13 protein-coding genes are annotated in these 19,427 nt (G+C 76.0%); 7 read left to right on the top strand and 6 right to left on the bottom strand.

The window, feature by feature from the left end; translation table 11 throughout:
• The first annotated feature begins 288 nt into the window (after nucleotides 1-288).
• Genes MT994_RS06920 through MT994_RS06910 form a run of 3 tightly spaced genes read left to right on the top strand, consistent with a single transcriptional unit; the run spans nucleotide 289 to nucleotide 6,379 of the window.
• Entirely contained in the window at nucleotides 289-1,965 is a 1,677-nt protein-coding gene (locus MT994_RS06920; RefSeq protein WP_354805680.1) for a DUF3375 domain-containing protein, read from the top strand.
• Nucleotides 1,962-2,714, top strand: coding sequence for a DUF4194 domain-containing protein (locus tag MT994_RS06915; RefSeq protein ID WP_354805679.1), 753 nt, complete (start codon nucleotides 1,962-1,964; stop codon nucleotides 2,712-2,714). Before MT994_RS06920 ends, MT994_RS06915 begins: the two co-directional genes overlap by 4 nt.
• Complete coding sequence (locus MT994_RS06910) at nucleotides 2,714-6,379, top strand: ATP-binding protein (RefSeq protein ID WP_354805849.1); 3,666 nt, start codon at nucleotides 2,714-2,716, stop codon at nucleotides 6,377-6,379. The genes MT994_RS06915 and MT994_RS06910 overlap by 1 nt, the downstream gene beginning before the upstream one ends.
• 4 nt (nucleotides 6,380-6,383) lie before the next feature.
• Here MT994_RS06910 and MT994_RS06905 read toward each other — a convergent pair whose 3' ends face one another.
• Nucleotides 6,384-7,106 carry a helix-turn-helix domain-containing protein gene (locus MT994_RS06905; RefSeq protein ID WP_354805678.1) on the bottom strand — a complete coding sequence of 241 codons (723 nt, stop codon included), beginning with the start codon at nucleotides 7,104-7,106 and terminating at the stop codon, nucleotides 6,384-6,386.
• A 148-nt stretch (nucleotides 7,107-7,254) separates the two neighbouring features.
• On the opposite strand from MT994_RS06905, the gene MT994_RS06900 reads away from it, so the two are divergent.
• Together MT994_RS06900 and topA are read left to right on the top strand one after the other, a co-directional pair.
• Complete coding sequence (locus tag MT994_RS06900; protein ID WP_354805677.1) at nucleotides 7,255-8,376, top strand: phosphatase PAP2 family protein; 1,122 nt, start codon at nucleotides 7,255-7,257, stop codon at nucleotides 8,374-8,376.
• A 155-nt stretch (nucleotides 8,377-8,531) separates the two neighbouring features.
• Nucleotides 8,532-11,309 carry a type I DNA topoisomerase gene (topA, locus tag MT994_RS06895; protein WP_354805676.1) on the top strand — a complete coding sequence of 926 codons (2,778 nt, stop codon included), beginning with the start codon at nucleotides 8,532-8,534 and terminating at the stop codon, nucleotides 11,307-11,309.
• Between the two features lie 161 nt (nucleotides 11,310-11,470).
• Here the strand turns inward: topA and MT994_RS06890 are convergent, their stop codons facing one another.
• The 3 genes from MT994_RS06890 to MT994_RS06880 all read right to left on the bottom strand — a co-directional run bounded on the left by MT994_RS06890 (nucleotide 11,471) and on the right by MT994_RS06880 (nucleotide 14,024).
• The gene (locus tag MT994_RS06890; RefSeq protein ID WP_354805675.1) at nucleotides 11,471-12,616 is read right to left on the bottom strand and encodes a glycerol dehydrogenase; all 1,146 of its coding nucleotides are present in this window, start codon (nucleotides 12,614-12,616) and stop codon (nucleotides 11,471-11,473) included.
• Between the two features lie 146 nt (nucleotides 12,617-12,762).
• Nucleotides 12,763-13,500, bottom strand: coding sequence for a hypothetical protein (locus MT994_RS06885; protein ID WP_354805673.1), 738 nt, complete (start codon nucleotides 13,498-13,500; stop codon nucleotides 12,763-12,765).
• Complete coding sequence (locus tag MT994_RS06880) at nucleotides 13,497-14,024, bottom strand: PadR family transcriptional regulator (RefSeq protein WP_354805671.1); 528 nt, start codon at nucleotides 14,022-14,024, stop codon at nucleotides 13,497-13,499. The genes MT994_RS06885 and MT994_RS06880 overlap by 4 nt, the downstream gene beginning before the upstream one ends.
• A 93-nt stretch (nucleotides 14,025-14,117) precedes the next feature.
• On the opposite strand from MT994_RS06880, the gene MT994_RS06875 reads away from it, so the two are divergent.
• On the top strand, nucleotides 14,118-14,624 hold the full coding sequence (locus MT994_RS06875; RefSeq protein WP_086149132.1) for a MarR family winged helix-turn-helix transcriptional regulator: 507 nt from the start codon (nucleotides 14,118-14,120) through the stop codon (nucleotides 14,622-14,624).
• A gap of 1 nt (nucleotide 14,625) precedes the next feature.
• On the top strand, nucleotides 14,626-15,909 hold the full coding sequence (locus MT994_RS06870) for an MFS transporter (RefSeq protein WP_086149131.1): 1,284 nt from the start codon (nucleotides 14,626-14,628) through the stop codon (nucleotides 15,907-15,909).
• A 64-nt stretch (nucleotides 15,910-15,973) separates the two neighbouring features.
• Here the strand turns inward: MT994_RS06870 and MT994_RS06865 are convergent, their stop codons facing one another.
• Together MT994_RS06865 and MT994_RS06860 are read right to left on the bottom strand one after the other, a co-directional pair.
• Nucleotides 15,974-18,640, bottom strand: a complete 2,667-nt coding sequence (locus MT994_RS06865) for an FtsX-like permease family protein (protein ID WP_354805669.1) — start codon at nucleotides 18,638-18,640, stop codon at nucleotides 15,974-15,976.
• Nucleotides 18,637-19,422: an ABC transporter ATP-binding protein gene (locus MT994_RS06860; protein WP_354805668.1), complete on the bottom strand. Its 786-nt coding sequence runs from the start codon at nucleotides 19,420-19,422 to the stop codon at nucleotides 18,637-18,639. The genes MT994_RS06865 and MT994_RS06860 overlap by 4 nt, the downstream gene beginning before the upstream one ends.
• Nucleotides 19,423-19,427 lie beyond the last annotated feature (5 nt).

Below are 19,427 nucleotides of genomic sequence, written 5' to 3'. Positions count from 1 at the left end.
GAAGGTGGCGCCGGCCGGCAGGGTGGGCGCGCTGCCGGCCCGGCGCCGCACCCAGCGTACGAACGTGCGCGGCGGGGCCGACAGGGACCATGGTCCCGGATCCGGGGCGCTTCTCGGGCGGTCCCGGGCGACCGGTCGGACGCCCGCCGAGCCTGGCGGGAGGGCAGCCTCGCGGTGGGTCGTGGGGGCGGTGCGGGCGGTCCGCCCTAAGATCTGGGGGCGCCCCCTCGCGTGGCGCGCCCTGGCCGCCGCGCCGGGCACCGACCCGCCCCGCCCGAGAGGACCTGCGTGCAGCACGACGACGTCGACTCCCTGCGACGGTCGAGCGCGGCGTGGCGGCTCCTGCGCGCGGACACGGCGCCGCTCGTGCTCTCGTTCCTCGGGACCCTGTTCGTCGAGGACAACGTGCGCGCCATCCCGGAGAGCGAGCTCGTCGCGCGCCTCGACGACCACCTGTGGGCGGTCGACGGCCGGGCCGCGCGCGCCTCCGGCACGGAGCCGCGGTACCCGCGCGCCCCGCAGGCGTACGTGGACCACTGGACGCACCCGGACCAGGGCTGGCTGCGCGCCTGGTACCCGCCCGGCTCGGCGGAGCCGCACTACGACGCGACGCCCGCCGTCGAGCAGGCCGTGCGCTGGGTCGCGTCGCTGCGCGGGCGCGGGTTCGTCGGCACCGAGTCGCGGCTCAACACCGTCTTCGAGCTGCTGCGCCAGCTCGCCGTCGGCACGCAGACCGACCCGGCGGAGCGTCTGCGCGAGCTCGAGGAGCGCCGCGCCGCGATCGACGACGAGATCGCCCAGGTCCGCGCGGGGCGCGTCGCCGTCCTCGACGCGGCGGCGCAGCGCGACCGCTACCAGCAGCTCACCCAGACGGCGGCCGACCTGCTCTCGGACTTCCGCGAGGTCGAGGCGAACTTCCGCTCCCTCGACCGGGAGCTGCGCGAGCGCATCACGGGGTGGGACGGCGCGAAGGGCGAGCTGCTCGAGGAGGTCGTGCGGTCGCGCACGGCCATCGCGGAGTCGGACCAGGGGCGGTCGTTCCACGCGTTCTACGACTTCCTCCTCGACCGGCGCCGCCAGGAGGAGTTCGCCGCGCTCGTCGAGCGCGTGCAGTCCCTCGACGCGATCGCGCCCGACGTCGTCCGGCCGGCCCCCGGGACGCCGGGCCCGGCCGTGGACGCCGCCGCGCAGGCCGCGGCCCGGGAGCAGGAGCACCGCCGCCTGCGCCGCGTCCACTACGACTGGCTCGACGCCGGCGAGCGCACCCAGGCGACCGTGCGGACCCTCTCCGAGCAGCTCCGCCGCTTCCTCGACGACCAGGTCTGGCTCGAGAACCGGCGGGTCATGGACATCCTGCGCGGCGTCGAGGCGAAGGCGCTCGCCGCGCGCGACGTCGCCCGCGCGGCAGGCCGCGCCGGTGCGCCGCCGGGGATGCCGGTGGACGCCGTCGCGCCCGAGGTCGTGCTGCCGACGGAGCGACCGCTCTTCACGCCGCGCCCCACGGCGCGCCTCGACTCCGACCACGTCGAGGTCGGCGACGACGACTTCGAGGTCGACGCGCTGTACGACCAGGTGCACGTCGACCCGGAGCGCCTCGCGCGCACGGTCCGCGCGACGCTCTCGCGGCCCGGCGGCCCGGGGGAGGTCGCGCTCGCGGACCTGCTCGCCGAGGCCCCGCTCGAGCACGGGCTGGCCGAGCTCGTGACGTACCTGTCGCTCGAGGACCCGCGGTTCGTCGTCGTGCACGACGACGAGCGCACCGACGAGGTGCGCTGGGAGGGCGAGGCCCCGGCGGGGCCCGTCGCCGAGGACGGCGCACCCGAGCCGGTGGTGCGCGTCGCGCGCCTGCCCCGCGTCACGTACGCGCGGCGGACGAGCGGCTCCCCGCCCGGCGGGACACCTGCCGTACGACCCGATGCACGACCCGACGCCGCCCCCGACCCGAGCCCGGAGGAGACCCCGTGAGCACGACCCGCACCGCGCGCGACCCGGAGCTGTCCGTCGTCGTGACGTCGCTGCTCAAGGGCGTCGTCTATCGCGAGTCCGGCGAGGCGCTGTGGCGCGACCTGCTCGCGCGCGAGGCGCAGGTGCGCGACGCCGTCGCGACGCTCGGGCTGCAGGTCGTCGTCGACGAGGGCGACGGCTACGCCTACCTGCGCTCCCAGCCCGAGCACGAGCGCGACGAGCGCGTGCCGCGGCTGATCCCGCGCCGCGAGCTGCCGTTCGACGTCAGCCTGCTGCTCGCCCTGCTGCGCAAGCGGCTCGCGCAGGCGGACTCGGAGGGCGGCGAGACGCGCCTCGTGCTCACGCGCTCGGAGATCGTCGACCTGCTGCGGGTCTTCCTCACCCAGGACGCGGGCGCCGCGGCGAACGAGGCACGGCTCGTGGACCGGGTGGACGCGCTCGTGCGGCGCGTCGTGGAGCTCGGCTTCCTGCGGCCGGCGGGGCGCCCGGACCCGGACGGGCCCGACGCCGCCGCGGCGGGGGACCCCGGTGACCCGGCCGACGCGGAGGCTCGGCGGTACGAGGTGCGCCGCATCCTCAAGGCGTTCGTCGACGCGCAGTGGCTCGCGGACTTCGACGCGCGCCTCGCGCAGTACCTGGAGCTCGCCGCCGAGGGCGGCGGCCCGGGGGCGGGGACGCGCACGGGGGCGGCGGGCGCGGGGACAGGCCTGGCGACGGGTACGGCGACGACGACGAGGACGGTGGCGTGATGGAGGGCCTGTTCAGCGCGGTCGAGCTGCACGACCCGGCGGCCGACCTCGACGCGCGCGCCGGGTTCCGGCTCGAACGGCTCGAGGTGCTCAACTGGGGCACGTTCGACCAGCGTGTGTGGGCGTTCGACCTCGACGGTCGCAACGCCCTGCTGACCGGCGACATCGGCTCGGGCAAGTCGACCATCGTCGACGCGGTGACGACGCTGCTCGTGCCGTCGCACCGGATCTCGTACAACAAGGCCGCCGGGGCGGGGGCGCGCGAGCGGTCGCTGCGGTCGTACGTCGCGGGGCACTACAAGTCCGAGCGCGACGAGGCGACGGGCACGACGCGTCACGTGGGCCTGCGCGAGCGCGGCACGTACTCGGCCGTGCTGGGGCGGTTCTCGAACCGCGGGTTCGACCAGGAGGTCACGCTCGCGCAGGTGTTCTGGCTCGCCCCGGGCCAGGCGGGGCAGCCGGACCGCTTCTTCGTGACGGCGGACCGCCCGCTGACGATCACCGAGGACTTCGCGGGCTTCGGCGGCGACGTCACGGCGCTGCGCCGCCGCCTGCGCGAGTCCGGCGCGCAGGTGCGCGACCACTTCCCCGACTACGGGCGCGACTTCCGCCGCCTGCTCGGCATCCCGTCGGAGCAGGCGATGGACCTGTTCCACCAGACGGTGTCGATGAAGTCGGTCGGCGACCTCGGCGAGTTCGTGCGCGAGCACATGCTCGAGCCGTTCGACGCCGACCGCTGGACGGACCGGCTCGTCGCGCACTTCGACGACCTGACGAGCGCCCACGACGCCGTCGTGCGGGCGACCGCGCAGATCGAGCGGCTCGCGCCCCTGCTCGCGGACTGCGACGCGCACGACGCGCTCGGGGAGCGGGCCGAGGCGCTCGTCGCGCGCCGCGACGCCCTGCGCGCGTTCACCGCGTCGCGCCGCGTGGCGGACCTCGACGGTCTCACCGCCGCCCTCGACGAGCGTGTGGCCGACGGCGAGGCCCGCCGCCGCCGCGTCGTCGACGAGCTGGGGCTGCTCGGCGCCGAGCGGCAGCGGCTCGAGCTCGAGCGCGCGGGCCACGGCGGCGACCGGCTCGCCGCGATCGAGGGCGAGGTCGCGCGCCGCGAGGTCGAGCGCGCCGCGCGCGAGCGCCGCGTCGCCCAGCTCGCCGGGTACGCGGCGGCGGCCGGCCTGACGCTCGGCGCCCCGGACGGCGCCGACGCCGCGGCGGGGGACTCCGGCCCGGCGGGGCCGGGGGAGGGCGCCACCGCGGGCGCGGTGGCCGCCGCCCTCGTCGACGCCGAGGCGTTCGCGGCACTCAGGCGCGCGGCCGACGACGCCGCCGTGCGCGTGCGCGACGACCTCGCCCGGGCGGAGGAGCAGGCGAGCGAGGTCGCGGCGCAGGTGCGCGCCGTCGAGCAGGAGACCGCCGACGTCAAGGCCGAGCTCGCGAGCCTCGCCGACCGCCGGTCCAACCTGCCGCGCACCCACCTGGAGGTCCGGGACCGGCTGTGCGAGGGCGTCGGGCTCGCGCCGGGCGACGTCCCCTTCGTGGGCGAGCTGCTCGCCGTCCGCCCCGAGCACGCCGACTGGGAGGGTGCGGCCGAGCGCGTGCTGCGCGGCTTCGCGCTCTCGCTCCTCGTGCCGGCGGCGCACTACGACGCGGTGTCCGCGTGGGTCGACCGTGAGCACCTCGGGCTGCGGCTCGTCTACCACCGGGTGCCCGAGCGCGTCCCCGCCGCCCGGCCGGCTCCGCGCGAGGACGGCGTCCCGCTCCTCGCCGACCTGCTCGACGTGCGCCGTCTCGACGACGCGCCGACCCTCACGGCGTGGGTCGAGGCCGAGCTCGAGCGCCGCGCCGACCACGCGTGCGCGCCGGACCTCGACGCGTTCCGCCGGCTCCCGCGCGCGATCACGCGGGCCGGCCAGGTCAAGCACTCGCCGGACCACCACGAGAAGAACGACACGCGCGCGGTCGACGACCGCCGGGGCTACGTGCTGGGCTGGTCGACGCAGGCGAAGATCGACGCGCTGCTCGAGCAGGCGGCCGAGGTCACGGCGCGTCGCGACGCGCTCGCACGGCGTCGGGACGAGACGGCCGCCGCACGCGAGGCCCTCCAGGCCCGTTCCGCCGCGCTCGGGCGGCTCGACGTCTACCGCGACTGGGACGAGCTCGACCGCGGGGCCGAGACGGCGCGCATCGCCGAGCTCGCCGAGGAGAAGCGGCGGCTCGAGCAGGCGAGCGACGAGCTCGGCCGCCTCGCGGCGCTCCTCGACGACAACGCGCGCCGCCAGGCGGAGCTCGAGGCGGAGCGCGACCGCGTCGTCGCGACGCTCGGCGCCGACCGGCACGCGCTCGACGAGGCGCGGACGGCGCGGGAGCGGGCGCGCGCGGTGCTCGACGGCGCGGGCGAGACGCTCGACGAGGAGACGACGGCGGCCCTCGCCGCGGAGTTCGACCGCGAGCTCGCCGGGTTCGGCGCGGCGGGCCCGGGCGTCGCTGCCGACGGCCCGACGCGCGCGGCCGACCTCGACGCGGTCGAGAACGCGGTGCGCTCGCGGCTCACGGCCGAGGCCGAGCAGGCGCAGCGCGAGCGCGCGGACCTCGGGACGCGGATCGCGGGGCAGATGGCCTCGTTCCGGTCGGCGTACCCGGTCGAGACGGCGGAGCTCGACGCGGACGTGCGGTCGGCCGACGGCTACCGCGAGATCCACGACCGGCTCGTGCGCGACGACCTCCCGCGGTTCGAGGCCGACTTCAAGGCGTACCTCAACACGAACGCGATCCGCGACATCGCGGGCTTCGCGGCCGAGCTCGCCAAGCAGGCCGACGTCATCCGCGACCGGATCGACACGATCAACGACTCGCTCCGCGCGATCGACTACAACCCGGGCCGGTACATCCGTCTGGAGATGTCGCGCACGCCCAACCTCGAGGTGCGCGAGTTCCAGCAGGACCTGCGCGCGTGCACCGACGGCGACGGGATCCTCGCCGAGGACGACCGCGCGCTCGCCGAGGGCGACGGGTCGCTCGCCGACGGCGCGCTGTCGTACTCGGAGGACCGGTTCCTGCGGGTCAAGGCGCTCGTCGAGCGGTTCCGCGGCCGCGAGGGCATGACGGACCTGGACGAGGCGTGGCGCCGCCGCGTGACCGACGTGCGCAACTGGTTCGTGCTCTCCGCGTCCGAGCGGTCCCGCGCCGACGACTCCGAGCACGAGCACTACTCCGACTCCGGCGGCAAGTCCGGCGGCCAGAAGGAGAAGCTCGCGTACACCGTGCTCGCGGCGTCGCTCGCCTACCAGTTCAAGCTCGACTGGGGCGCGGTGCGGTCGACGGCGTTCCGGTTCGTCGTCATCGACGAGGCGTTCGGGCGGGGGTCGGACGAGTCGACGCGCTTCGCGCTCGAGCTGTTCCGCCGCCTCGGGCTGCAGCTGCTCATCGTCACGCCGCTGCAGAAGATCCACGTCATCGAGCCCTACATCTCGGCCGTCGGGTTCGTCGACAACCCCACCGGCCGGTCGTCGCGCCTGCGGACGCTGTCCATCGCCGCGTACCGCGAGGGCCGTCGCGAGGGCGACGCCGCGACGTCGGAGGGCGAGGCCGCGCCGTCGGACGGCGGTGCCGAGCCCGCGGTCGAGCCGGTGCCCGATCCCGTGCCGGAGAGCGTGGCGACGTAGCGCGTCAGGCGAGCGGGCGGGGGCGGCGGGCGCCCGCCAGGGTCGCGGCGAGGACGGCCTCGATCGCGAACGCGGTCGCCTCCGCGAGGTCGACGGCGTCGGGGTCGAGGAGCCACTGGGTCTGGAGGCCGTCCATCGCGGCGATGATCGTCGAGGCGGCGAGGTCGAGCGCGCGGTCGTCCGGCACGGCCGCCGTCTCGTCGCCCGCGGCCCGCCGCTCCCCGACGACCTCGCGGAGCGCACCGGCGACGTCGGCGCGCAGCCCGGCGAAGCGCGCGGTCACCCACGCGCGGGCGGGATGGTCGTCCGTGACGGCCTCGCCGGCGAGGACCGTGTAGGTCTGCACGATCCCGGGGCGATCGGCGTTCGTGGCGGCGGTCGCGACGAGGTGTCGGAACAGGTCGAGCCCGCCCGGCATGTGCTGCCCCTCGAGGTCCGCGACGCCGTCGCGGTCGCGGGACGCGAGGACCTCGGTGAGCAGGCGCTCCTTGGACCCGAAGTGGTGCAGCACGCCGGCGTGCGTGATGCCCACCTGCTCGGCGACCTCCGCGAGCGACCCCTGGTGGTAGCCCCGCGACCCGAAGACGCGCATCGCCGCGCGCAGGATCTCCTCCCTCCGCTCGGCGGTCCCGGGGCGCGGGCGCCGGGGGCGCGGGCTCCGGGGGGACGCGGGGTCGCTCGCGTCGGCGTCGCCGGGGGCGCTCGGCGCGGGGGAGGCGTCGGTCATGGCGTCACCCTACTGGCGGCCCGCGACGCCGTGCTCGGGCCCCTCGGCCCGGACGGGCGGGCCGTGCCCCGGACCGGTCCGGGGCAGCGCCCGGAGCTCTTCCCGTCGTCTTCCCCGAATGCGCACACGCGTCCTCTACGGTGGTGGGATGCCTTCCGACCACGCCCCGACCCGGCCGCTGCCGACCAGCGGCGGGGCGGGTACGCGGCCGCTCCCGGCGACGCAGCCGATGCCGCCCACGCCCGGACCGGCGGCCGCGCCGCCGCCCGCCGCAGTGCCCCCCGCGGGCCCCGCCGCAGCGCCCTCCGCCGGGACCCCGTACCCGCCCGTCCCGCAGGCCGCCGCGGGCGGTCCCTCCGCCCCGGCGCCGCGCCGGGCGCCGCACGCGCACGCCGTCCCGGGTCCCGACGGACCGAGCACCGGCTCGCGCGTGGTCGCGGCCGTCGTCGCGCTGCTCGCGGTCGTGGGGGCGTGGCTCGTGTGGCGATTCTTCGTCGACACGTTCGCCGGGCAGATGCTCGAGCGGGCCGCGTTCGACGGCGCCGTGACCGGCCAGGGAGAGCTCTGGGCGGTCGCCGAACCGGTTCTCGACACGGTCTCGGTCGCGTTCGTCGTGGGCGGCCTGGGCGCCGCGATGGGCATCGCGCTGCTGCGCCGTCGCTGGGGCCTCGCGGTCCAGGTCGCGTTCCTCGTCGTCGGCGCGAACGTCACGACGCAGCTCGTCAAGCACTCCCTCCTCGGCCGCGAGGAGCTCATCGGTGGCTGGCACTGGGAGAACTCGCTGCCCAGCGGCCACACCACCGTCGCGGGGTCGGTCGCCGCTGCGCTGCTGCTCGTCGTGCCGCGCGGCGCCCGGGCGCTCGTCGCCGTCCTCGGCGGCGCGTACACCGCGGCCACCGGGGTCTCGACCCTGGTCGGCCAGTGGCACCGCCCGAGCGACGTCGTCGCCGCCGTCCTCGTCGTCCTCGCGTGGGCCGCCCTCGTGTGCGTCTTCACGCCGAGGTCGTCGCTCGACCCGGGCGCCGGGCCCACGCCCGGCTCCACCGTCACCGCGGTGCTCCTCCTGCTCGGCGCGGCCGCGGCGGGGGTCGCGGCGGCGCTCGCGCTGCGCGCGACGCCCGCGACCTGGGGCACGACGGCGGCCCAGGAGGTGACGGCCTACGCGGGCGGCGTCGCGGGCGTGCTGGCGGTGACGGCCGCGGCGTTCGCGGTGCTGCTCCTCGTCCGTCAGTCCACAGCCCGCCCCGACCCCCGTCCCGTTCGGGGGTAGGGTGCGTGCGGCTGGCGCGACGGGAGTAACGTCGTAGGCTGCCACGGCGGGCGACCGGACGGTCGTCCGGGTCGCCGGGGCCCCGGCGGGGCCCGCCGCCGTCGGGCAGGGAGCGCCCGCCACGGACACGTACGCACGGACGAAAGCAGGATCGGATGCCACGCAAGCTCGTGATCGTCGAGTCGCCCGCCAAGGCTCGCAAGATCCAGGGCTACCTCGGCGACGACTACGAGGTCGAGGCGAGCGTCGGGCACATCCGCGACCTGCCGCAGCCGTCCGAGCTGCCCGCGGACATGAAGAAGGGCCCGTACGGGAAGTTCGCGGTCGACGTCGACCACGGCTTCGACCCGTACTACGAGGTCTACGCGGACAAGAAGAAGAAGGTCGCCGAGCTCAAGCGCGCGCTCAAGGACGCCGACGAGCTCTACCTCGCGACCGATGAGGACCGCGAGGGCGAGGCCATCGCGTGGCACCTCCTCGAGGCGCTCAAGCCCAAGGTCCCGGTCAAGCGCATGGTCTTCCACGAGATCACGCGCGAGGCCATCCAGCGGGCGCTGCAGAACACGCGCGACCTCGACGAGCACCTCGTCGACGCGCAGGAGACGCGCCGCATCCTCGATCGCCTCTACGGCTACGAGGTCTCGCCCGTGCTGTGGCGCAAGATCGCCCAGGGGCTCTCGGCCGGCCGCGTGCAGTCGGTCGCGACGCGCCTCGTCGTCGAGCGCGAGCGCGAGCGCATGGCGTTCGTCCCCGCCGAGTACTGGGACGTCACGGGCACCTTCGAGCACGCCGACGCGTCGGCGCCGGACGCGGGCAAGGCGTTCGGCGCCCGGCTGGTGCAGCTCGGCGACGCGCGCGTCGCCTCGGGCCGCGACTTCGACGACCGCGGGCAGCTCAAGCCTGCGGCGGCGCGCGACGGCGTCGCGCACCTCGACGAGACGACGGCGCGCGCCGTCGTGACCGGCCTCGCGGACGCGGCGTTCGCGGTGCGCTCGCTCGAGACCAAGCCGTACACGCGCCGTCCCGCGGCGCCGTTCACGACGTCGACCCTCCAGCAGGAGGCGAGCCGCAAGCTGCGCATGTCGTCGCGCCAGGCCATGCGCACCGCGCAGTCGCTGTACGAGAACGGCTACATCACCTACATGCGTACGGACTCGCCGTCGCTGTCGGCGGAAGCCACGACGGCGGCCCGCCGCCAGGCGGCCGAGCTGTACGGCCCCGAGTTCGTCCCGGAGAAGCCGCGCGTCTACGCCGCGAAGAACCAGGGCGCGCAGGAGGCGCACGAGGCGATCCGCCCCGCGGGCGACTCGTTCCGCACGCCCGCGCAGGTCAAGCGCGAGCTGAGCGACGACCAGTTCAAGCTCTACGAGCTCGTGTGGAAGCGCACCGTCGCGTCGCAGATGGCGGACGCGAAGGGGTCGACGGCGTCCGTCCGCCTCGGCGCGACCCTCTCGGCCGCCGCGGGCGACGCCGCGGGCCGCGACGCGGTGTTCGCCGCGTCGGGCACCGTCATCACGTTCCGCGGCTTCCTCGCCGCGTACGAGGAGAGCTCGGACGTCGACCGCTACGCCGAGGACGCGCCCGTCGTCGGGGCCAAGGGCGGCGACGAGGCGCGCCTGCCGCAGATGAGCGAGGGCGACGCCCTGCGCGCCGACGACCTCACCGCCGACGGGCACTCCACGTCCGCGCCGCCCCGGTACACCGAGGCCAGCCTCGTCAAGGCGCTCGAGGAGCTCGGGATCGGGCGGCCGTCGACGTACGCCTCGACGATCTCGACGATCCAGGACCGCGGGTACGTGCTCTCGCGCGGGCAGGCGCTCGTGCCGAGCTGGCTCGCGTTCGCCGTCGTGCGGCTGCTCGAGGAGCACTTCGACCGGCTCGTCGACTACGACTTCACCGCGCGCATGGAGGCCGACCTCGACGAGATCGCCGCCGGCCGCCGTGACCGCGTCGCGTGGCTCACCGAGTTCTACTTCGGCGACGCCGCGAAGGGCGAGGAGGCCGAGGGCCTGCGCGACCTCGTCGCGAACCTCGGCGACATCGACGCGCGCGGCATCAACTCGGTGCCGATCGGCGAGGGCATCCAGCTCCGCGTCGGGCGCTACGGGCCCTACGTGGAGGACCTCTCCGTCCCCGTCAAGGAGGGCGAGAACCCGCCGCGCGCGTCCGTGCCCGACGACGTCGCCCCCGACGAGCTGACGGTCGCCAAGGCGCGCGAGCTGCTCGCTGCGGGCGCCGACGACGGCAAGGTGCTCGGCACCGACCCGGTGTCCGGCAACGAGATCATCGCGAAGGCGGGCCGCTACGGCCCGTACGTCACCGAGGTGCTCGACCTCCCGCCGATCGACACGAGCCTCTCGGCCGCCGCGCAGAAGAAGGCGAAGGCCGCGCAGCCCAAGCCGCGCACGGCGTCGCTGCTCAAGACGCAGTCGCTCGACACGATCACGATCGACGACGCGCTGCGCCTGCTGTCGCTGCCGCGCGTCGTGGGGACGGACCCGGAGTCGGGCGAGGAGATCACGGCGCAGAACGGCCGCTACGGCCCCTACCTCAAGAAGGGCACCGACTCGCGGTCGCTGCCCGACGAGGAGTCGATGTTCACCGTCACCCTCGACGAGGCGCTCGAGCTGTACAAGCAGCCCAAGCGCGGGCGCGGCCAGCGTGCCGCGACGCCGCCGCTGCGCGAGCTCGGTGACGACCCGAACAGCGGCAAGCCGATCGTCGTCAAGGACGGCCGGTTCGGCGCGTACGTCACCGACGGCGAGACGAACCGCACCCTGCCCCGCGACGTCACGCCCGAGTCGATCACGCCCGAGCAGGCGATCGAGCTCCTCGCGGAGAAGCGCGCGCAGGGCCCGGCGAAGAAGCGCACCACGGCCCGCAAGCCGGCCGCGAAGAAGGCCCCTGCCAAGAAGACGGCCGCCAAGAAGTAGCCGCGGTCAGCCCCGCCAGCCGTCGGCCGACCAGGTGATCGTGGCGCGTCCGGGCTGCCGGACGCGCCAGGTCGACCTGGTCGAGGGGGTGGGACCGCCTGGTCGGCCCATCCCGGGCCGGGCCCCTCCGGCGACGGCGGGGCCCGGGGCGGTGGGAACGGTCAGTGCGCGGTGTGCTTGACCGGCTCGGGGAGGCCCGCCTCGGCGCGGACGCGGCGGGAGAAGCCCTCGATGGAGCGCAGGGCGTCGACGAGCTCCGGCACGCGCACGGGGAACGGCATGGCGTGGATCGTCTCGCCCTCCGCGGTGGCGGCCTCCGCGACGCGCGTGAGGTCGTGCACGTCGTCGGCGGTCAGGCCGATCTCGGTGAGCGTGTTCGGCAGGCCGACGCGCGTGGTGAAGCGCACGAACTCCTCGATCTCCTCGGTCGGCGCGCCCTCCAGGACGAGCTGCGTCACGGAGCCGATGTTCACCTTCTGGCCGTGCGTGAGGCCGTGCGTCTGGGGCGCGGCGGTGAGGCCGTTGTGGATCGCGTGCGCCGCGGCGAGGCCGCCGGACTCGAAGCCCAGCCCGGACAGCAGCGTGTTCGCCTCGACGACCTTCTCGACCGCGGGCGTCACGAGGTGGTTTCTCACCGCGTCGATCGCGGGCAGCGCGTTCTCCCAGAGGATGTCCCACGAGAGCTGCGCGAGCGCCGTGCCCGTGACGAGGGGGAGGCCGCCGGCCATGGTCGACGCGTTCGCCTCGGCGACGGCGCGCGCCTCGATCCACGTCGCGAGCGCGTCGCCGACGCCGGCGACGAGGAACTTCACGGGCGCGTTCGCGACGAGGCCCGTGTCGACGAGCACGAGGTCCGGGTTGTGCGGGAAGAACCGGTACTCCTCGAACGCGCCGTCCTCGGTGTAGATCACGGACAGGGCGGAGCACGGGGCGTCGGTGGACGCGACGGTCGGCACGGACACCCAGCGGATGCCGCGCAGGTGGCCCGCGGCCTTCACCGCGTCGATGGTCGAGCCGCCGCCGATGCCGACGATCACGTCGGCGCCGAGCTCGTCGATCTCGCGCGCGAGCCGGTCGACCTCCGCGGCGGTGGCGTAGGTGCCGAACCCGGTGCGGTGGCGGGGGAGGTCCTGCTCCTGGAAGGACACGGCGACCGTGTCCTGGACGATGCCCCACACGACGTCGTCGGCGACGAGCAGCGGCTTCGTGCCGATCGGTCGGACGAACTCGCCGAGCCGCGTGAGCGCACCGCGAGCCTGGACGTAGCGCAGCGGGCTGATGAGCGTGCGGACGGGAACCTCGGACATCGTGGCCTCCTGTGGAGTCGGTGGGTCGCCGTCGGGCGCGCCGCAGCCGTGCGAGGCCGGTGCCCGCCGGCCATCCCCACCGTGTCACGCGTCCCCGGGGACCACCACCGGGACGCCGGTTCGCGTGACCTAGGTCCCCTCCGGGCTCAGCGGACGAGCACCGTGACCGTCCCGAGCACCACCGTCACGGCGGGCAGGAGCAGCACGCCCCAGCGCCCCGTGCGGTCGGTGCGGGCCTGCGGCGCGTCGTCGAGCGGGTCGACGACGGGGTCGCCCGAGCCCTGCTCGCGCAGGCCCCAGACGGTCCCCACGACGAGCGCGACGGCGGCCGCGACCAGGACCGGGACCGCAGGGAGGCTCGCGACCGGCGCGCGCAGCGTGACCGCGACGGCCACGAGGGCAGCCGTCACGACCATGTTCCCGAGGACGGTCAGCACGGGGTGGGCGAGCGCGGCGCGCAGCACGCGGTCGCCGGCGCGCCACAGCCCGACGAAGCCCGCGAGCGCGGCGACGAGCACGAGCAGCATCCCGGCCGGGACGACGAGGGCGCCGCCGTCGAGCGCGGGCCGCAGCGACCACAGCACGCCGAGCATCCCGACCGTCTGCACGGCGGAGGCGGCGACCGTCCGCCCGATCGAGGAGCTCGACTGCGCGGGGTCCTCGGGCAGGTCGAGCGAGCGCGCGTACGCCACAGGGTCGCCGAACGCCTCCTGCGCGGTCTCGCCGGAGTCGACGACGTGCGCGTCCACCTCCGCGAGCACCGCGCCGATGCGCGCTCCGGCGACGCCCTGGAGCCGCAGCTCCAGCAGGAGCGCCTCGGCCCATCGTGGGTCGACGTGCGGCGCGTGACGGCGCTCGATCGTGTAGCGGGTCGTGTCGCTCATCGGGGAGTCCTTGTCGGGGTGGGGTCGGGAGGGGGTGCGTCGGTCGGGAGAGCGCCCGGCTCGCGGACCGGCCCGTGGACCGGCTCGTGGACCAGCCCGTGGACCGGTCCGGTTCCCGGGTCGGGGTCCGGGCGCGCGCCGGCCCGTGGGTCGAGGCCCGCGGCCGGGCTCGGGCGGTCCGGCGAGGGCGCGCCCGCGACGAGGGTGGTCGCCGCCGTCGTCACGGCGTCCCAGCGGGAGGTCGCGTCGGCGAGCGCGACGCGACCCTGGTCCGTGACGGCGTAGTACCGACGGCTCGGCCCCCGCTCGCCCTGGTGCCAGGAGGTCGTGACGAGGCCGTCGTCCTCCAGCCGCTGCAGCAGCGGGTAGAGCGTGCCGCCCTTCACGGTGCCGAGGCCCGCGTCGGCGAGCGACCGCGTGATCGCGTAGCCGTAGGTGGGGCCGTGGGTCGCGACGACCGCGAGCACGCACAGCGGCAGCACGCCGCGCAGGAGCTCGCGGTCGAGCCGCTCGTCGAACCTCATGACTAGACAGTACGACTATCTAGTTAGGGCGGCAACCTAGTGATCGGTGGTCTGGCGTCCTGCGATTCGCATGAGTGCTGTTATAACAGTGCTATGACTTCTCTGGACCCGACCACGGTCCCTGGCCGGTGGGACTCCCTGCACGCCGTGCTCCGACGCCTCGACGACGAGATCGAAACCGTCTACGCGGACCGGGGGATCGTGGGGGTGCGCCCGCGGTTCGTCTACCCGCTCATCCGGCTCGCGCACACCGGCCCCCTGACCATCCGGGAGCTCGCCGCCTCGCTCGGCCGCACGCACTCGGCGATGAGTCAGACGGTCACCGCGATGCGGCGCGAGGGCCTCGTCGAGACCGCGCCGGGCGCGGACGCCCGCACGCGCCGCGTCGCGCTCACGGCGCGGTCGCGCGAGCTCGTCCCGCTCCTCGAGGCGGAGTGGCGGGCGACCGAGGAGTCCGTCGCCGAGATCGACGACGAGCTGCCGCACGCCCTGAGCGCGGTCGTCGTCGAGCTGGAGCGCGTGCTCGCCCGTCGGTCGCTGCGCGAGCGGCTCGTCGAGCGCCTCGACGCGGCCGGCCACCCGGCGCCGCGGGAGCGCTGAGGTGCGCCACCACGTCCTCGACCTGCGGCCGCTGCGCGCGAGCCGCGCGTACCGCGACCTGTGGGCCGGGTCCGCGGTGGGCGGCCTCGGGTTCCAGATCGCGAACGTCGCGGTGCTGCTCCAGGTCTGGGAGCTCACCCGCAGCCCGCTGTGGACGGGCACGATCGGCCTGGCCACGGCGGTCCCGCTCCTCACGCTCGGGCTGGTGGGCGGGCACCTCGCCGACGTCCACGACCGCCGCACCCTCATGCGCCTCGCCGCGGTCGGGCAGGTGCTCGCCGCTGCCGGTCTCGCCGCGCAGGCGCTCGCGGGGAACCGGTCGGTGTGGCTCCTGCTCGGGCTCGTCGCCGCGGGCGCGGCGTGCAACGCGCTCGGCTCGCCGGCGCGCCGGACGGTGCCGCCCCGGCTGCTGCCGCCCGACCAGGTCGCCGCGGGTCTCGCGCTGCAGAACCTCGCGTTCCAGGTGGCCATGCTGGTCGGGCCCGCGCTCGCCGGCCTGGTCCTGGCGCGCTGGGACCTGCCCGCGGCGTACGGCCTGCAGGCGGTGGCCGCCGTCGTCGCGCTGCTCGGGCTCGTCCGCCTCCCGCCCCTGCCCCCGCTCCCCGTCGGTCCCTCGGCCACGACGGGCCCGGCCGCCGCGCCGCCCGGGCCCGCGCCGCGCCGTCGGGCGGCCGCGGGCGGGTGGTCGATCGTGTGGCGCAAGCCGACGCTGCGCGGCGCGTTCGCGACGGACGTCGCGGCGACCGTGCTCGCCATGCCGATCTCGCTCTTCCCGCTCGTCAACGAGATCCGGTTCGACGGCGACCCCCGCACCCTCGGCCTGTTCCTCTCGGCGGTCGCGGTGGGAGGGATCGGCGCGGGCCTGCTCTCCGGGGCCGTGACGCGGGCGACGCGCTCGGGCGCGCTGCAGCTCGCCGCGGCGGCGACGTGGGGCGTCGCGCTCGCCGGGTTCGGTCTCGCGGGACCGCTGTGGCTCGCCCTCGCGTGCCTGGCGGTCGCCGGCGCGGCGGACACGGTGTCGGTCGTGACGCGCGGCGCGCTGGTGCAGCTCGAGACGCCCGACGAGTTCCGGGGCCGCGTGTCCTCGGTCGAGCACGTGGTGGGCGTCGCCGGCCCGGAGGTCGGGAACTTCCGCGGGGGAGTGCTCGCGTCGCTGACGTCCGCGCCCGTCGCGCTGGTGGCGGGCGGGCTGGTGGCGAGCGCCGTCGTCGGTCTCGTCGCGTGGCGCAACGCCCCGCTGCGCCGCTACCGCACCCCGGCACCGGACCCCCTCCCCGTCCCGTGAGTGCCGGAGCTCGGCGCGCCCGGGCGTCCGGGACGCGACGAGCTCGTGCGCTCAGGAGGAGGGGTCAGTCGACGGTCACCGCGTCGAGGACCGGGAGGCGGGCGGCGCGGATCGCGGGCCAGACGCTCGCGACGAGCCCGATGACGACGGCGACGCCGAGGATCGCGAGCACCTGGCCCCACGGCACGGCGAGCGTGCTCAGCCCCTCGTCGGCGAGCACGCCCGGGAGGGCGGCGCCGATGCCGATGCCCGTCGCGACGCCGAGCACCGTCCCGTAGACGGCGGTGAGCACCGACTCGATCGCGATGACCCCCGCGAGCTGGAGACGGCCCAGCCCGACGGCGCGCAGCAGCCCGATCTCGCGCGTGCGCTCGATGATCGACAGCGCGAGCGTGTTGACGATGCCGAGCAGCGCGATGACGATCGACAGCGCGAGCAGGGCGTAGAGGATGACGAGCACCTGGTTCACCTGGTCGGCGAACGCGGACGCGGTTTGCTCCCGATCCAGCACCGTGACGACGAGGAACGGCTCGACCGCCGACGTCAGGGCGGTGCGCAGCTCCTCGACGTCGGCGGCGCTCGCGCCGTCGGCCGCCGACACGTAGACGATCCGCACGCTCGCCTGGGCGGCCGGAACGACGGCGTCGAACACGTCGTCGCGCACCAGGACGCCGGTCCCCACGAGCTGGCTGTCGATCACCGCGCCCACGCGCGCCTCGACGGCGGAGTCGCCCTCGCCGAGCCGCAGCGTGTCGCCCACCTCCCAGCCGCGCTCGCGCGCGGTGCGACGGTGCACGACGACGTCCCCGTCCTCGAGCGTCGCCGTCGGGTCCCCGGCGAGCGTCACGGGTTCGAGCGCGGTGTCGAAGAACCCGGCGGGCACGCCCGCGACGTCGGTCCCGCGCGCGCCGTCGTCCGTGCCGTCGGCCGTGCTGTCGTCCGTGCCGGAGCCGCCGCCGACCGTGGCGACCGGCGCCGACCCGAGCCGCACCGTGTCCACGGCGGCGGCGCCCGGCGTCGCGGTCACGGCCTCGACCGCGCCCTCGGGCACGACGAGCGTCGCGGAGTCGACCACCAGGTCGGCCCGCACCTCGTTCTCGACGATGCTCCGCACCGACGCCTGGGTCGAGGCGGCGATGACGCCCGTGACCGACACGAGCGCCATGCCGATGAGCAGGGCTCCCGCGGTGCTCGCGGTGCGGCGGGGGTTGCGCGCGACGTTGCCGCGCGCGAGGCGGCCGAGCGGGCGCAGCGCGACGACGAGCGGCCACGCGAGGACCGCGAGCACGCCGCGCGCGACGGCCGGCGACCCGACGAGCACCCCCACGAGCACGAGCCCGGCCCCGACGCCGAGGAGCAGGCGGGGGCTCAGGTCATCGACCCAGGCCCAGCCGGTCGGCGCGTCCACGACGGAGGATCCCAGGTACGCGGCGAGCCACAGCACACCGGCGCCGGCCGCGACGACGACCGCCCCGCCCACCGCCCGCAGCCCGGTGCCGCGGTCGGGCGCGACGTCGTCGCGCATCGCCTGCACGGGCGGGATCGCGGCGGCCCGGCGCGCGGGCAGCACGGCCGCGAGGACGCTGACGACGGCCCCGAGCGCGACGGCGGCCACGACCTGCGAGGTCCCGAGCGGGACCCGGCCGGAGAACTCGAAGCCGGCGAGCGCGAGCCCCCACCGGATGACGCGCACCAGGCCGGCCCCCGCGAGCACGCCGAACCCGCCACCCACGAGCCCGACGACGAGCGCCTGGACGAGGACCGACGCGAACACCTGGCCGGGCGACGCGCCGAGCGCGCGCAGGAGGGCGAGCTCGCGCAGGCGCTCGCGCACCGACATCGCGAACGTGTTCGCGATGATGAACGCGCCGACGAACAGCGCGATGGCGGCGAACACGAGCAGGAAGGTCTCGACGAACCCGAGCACCTCCTCGACCGCCTCGCTCGCCTCGGCGCGCGCCTGCTCGCCCGTGACGGCCTCCGCGCCGGACGGGAGGACCGACGCGACGCGGTCGGCGAGCGCGTCCTCGTCCACCGGCCCGCTCGCGTCCGCCCAGACCGCGATCTGGGGCACCAGCCCGTCGGGCGCGTAGACCTCGCGCGCGGTGTCGCCGTCGATCCCGACGAGGACCGCACCCGCGGCGGCGGCCTCGATGCCGAACACGCCGGACACGGTCACGGGGCGCGGCTCCCCGCCCAGCACGACCGTGGTCTCGTCGCCCGTGGCGAGGTCCGCGGTCTCGGCCGCGCTCTGCTCCAGCACGATCTCGTTCGGGCCGGGCCACGCGCCGTCGAGCAGCGTGAGGCTCGGGTCCTCCGGGTCGACGGAGAACGCCGTGCTCGGCGGGCCCGTGGTCACGACGGCGGTGCCGTCGGCCGCGACGAGCACGACGGGGCCGGACACGTCCGCCACGGCCCGCTCGACGCCGTCGACCCCCTCGACCTCCGTCGTGAGGTCGGCCGGGACGAGCGTGCGGTCGCCCGCGAACCCGCCCCCGCCGGCGGCGCCGCCGCCACCGGGCCCGGACGCGTCGCTCTCGACCTCCTGCGCGCCGCGCACGTAGACGTCGGCCGTGAGCGTCGTCGCGATGATGTCGTCGAACGTGGAGGAGAGCATGCCGCGGAACGCGAACGTGCCGACGACGAACGCGACGCCGAGCGTCACGGCGAGCACCGACAGGACGAACCGCACGACGTGCGCGCGCACGCCCCGCAGCGCGACGCGGATCATGCGCCGGCGTCCGCGGCGAGCGCGAGCGCGTCGAGGATGTCCTGCTGCGTGGGGTCGTGCAGCTCGCCCGCGAGGCGCCCGTCCGCGAGGAAGACGACGCGGTGCGCGTACGACGCCGCGCGCGGGTCGTGCGTGACCATGACGACCGTCTGGTCGAGCTCGTCGACGGAGCGCCGCAGGAACGTGAGCACCTCGCCCGCGGAGCGCGAGTCGAGGTTGCCGGTCGGCTCGTCGGCGAACACGATCGAGGGCCGCGACACGAGCGCCCGCGCGCACGCGACGCGCTGCTGCTGGCCGCCGGACAGCTCGGAGGGGCGGTGGTGCAGGCGGTCGGTGAGCCCGACGGCGGTCGTCACCTCGTCGAACCAGTCGCGGTCCACGCGGGTGCGCGCGATGTCGAGGGGGAGCGTGATGTTCTCCGCCGCCGTGAGCGTCGGGACGAGGTTGTACGCCTGGAAGACGAACCCGACGCGCGTGCGGCGCAGCGCCGTGAGCCGCCGCTGCGACATCCGGCTGATCTCCTGCCCGTCGATCACGACGCTGCCGGACGTCGGGGAGTCCAGGCCGGCGAGGCAGTGCATGAGCGTCGACTTGCCGGAGCCGGACGGCCCCATGATCGCCGTGAGGCGGCCGCGCGCGAAGTGAACGTCGACGCCGTCGAGCGCGCGGACGGCCGTCGGGCCGGAGCCGTAGACCTTGACGAGGTCGCGCGCGCTCGCCCGTGCCTCGGGCTCGGGTCCGGCGTCGGTCGGCGTGCCGGTCCGGGGCGCGGGGGTCGTCATGCCCC

It is taken from the genome of Cellulosimicrobium sp. MI9406, assembly GCF_040595865.1.
Classification (GTDB): Bacteria; Actinomycetota; Actinomycetes; order Actinomycetales; family Cellulomonadaceae; genus Cellulosimicrobium; species Cellulosimicrobium funkei.
The sequence above is the reverse complement of the archived record's forward strand: the minus strand, read 5'-3'. Positions and strand labels throughout refer to the sequence as shown.

Coding starts and splice junctions, on each gene's coding strand:
- MT994_RS06865 (WP_354805669.1), bottom strand. CDS start 18,640: ATGATCCGCGTCGCGCTGCGGGGCGTGCGCGCGCACGTCGTGCGGTTC.
- MT994_RS06905 (WP_354805678.1), bottom strand. CDS start 7,106: ATGACCGACGCCTCCCCCGCGCCGAGCGCCCCCGGCGACGCCGACGCG.
- MT994_RS06860 (WP_354805668.1), bottom strand. CDS start 19,422: ATGACGACCCCCGCGCCCCGGACCGGCACGCCGACCGACGCCGGACCC.
- MT994_RS06890 (WP_354805675.1), bottom strand. CDS start 12,616: ATGTCCGAGGTTCCCGTCCGCACGCTCATCAGCCCGCTGCGCTACGTC.
- MT994_RS06885 (WP_354805673.1), bottom strand. CDS start 13,500: ATGAGCGACACGACCCGCTACACGATCGAGCGCCGTCACGCGCCGCAC.
- MT994_RS06910 (WP_354805849.1), top strand. CDS start 2,714: ATGGAGGGCCTGTTCAGCGCGGTCGAGCTGCACGACCCGGCGGCCGAC.
- MT994_RS06875 (WP_086149132.1), top strand. CDS start 14,118: ATGACTTCTCTGGACCCGACCACGGTCCCTGGCCGGTGGGACTCCCTG.
- MT994_RS06900 (WP_354805677.1), top strand. CDS start 7,255: ATGCCTTCCGACCACGCCCCGACCCGGCCGCTGCCGACCAGCGGCGGG.
- topA (WP_354805676.1), top strand. CDS start 8,532: ATGCCACGCAAGCTCGTGATCGTCGAGTCGCCCGCCAAGGCTCGCAAG.
- MT994_RS06880 (WP_354805671.1), bottom strand. CDS start 14,024: ATGAGGTTCGACGAGCGGCTCGACCGCGAGCTCCTGCGCGGCGTGCTG.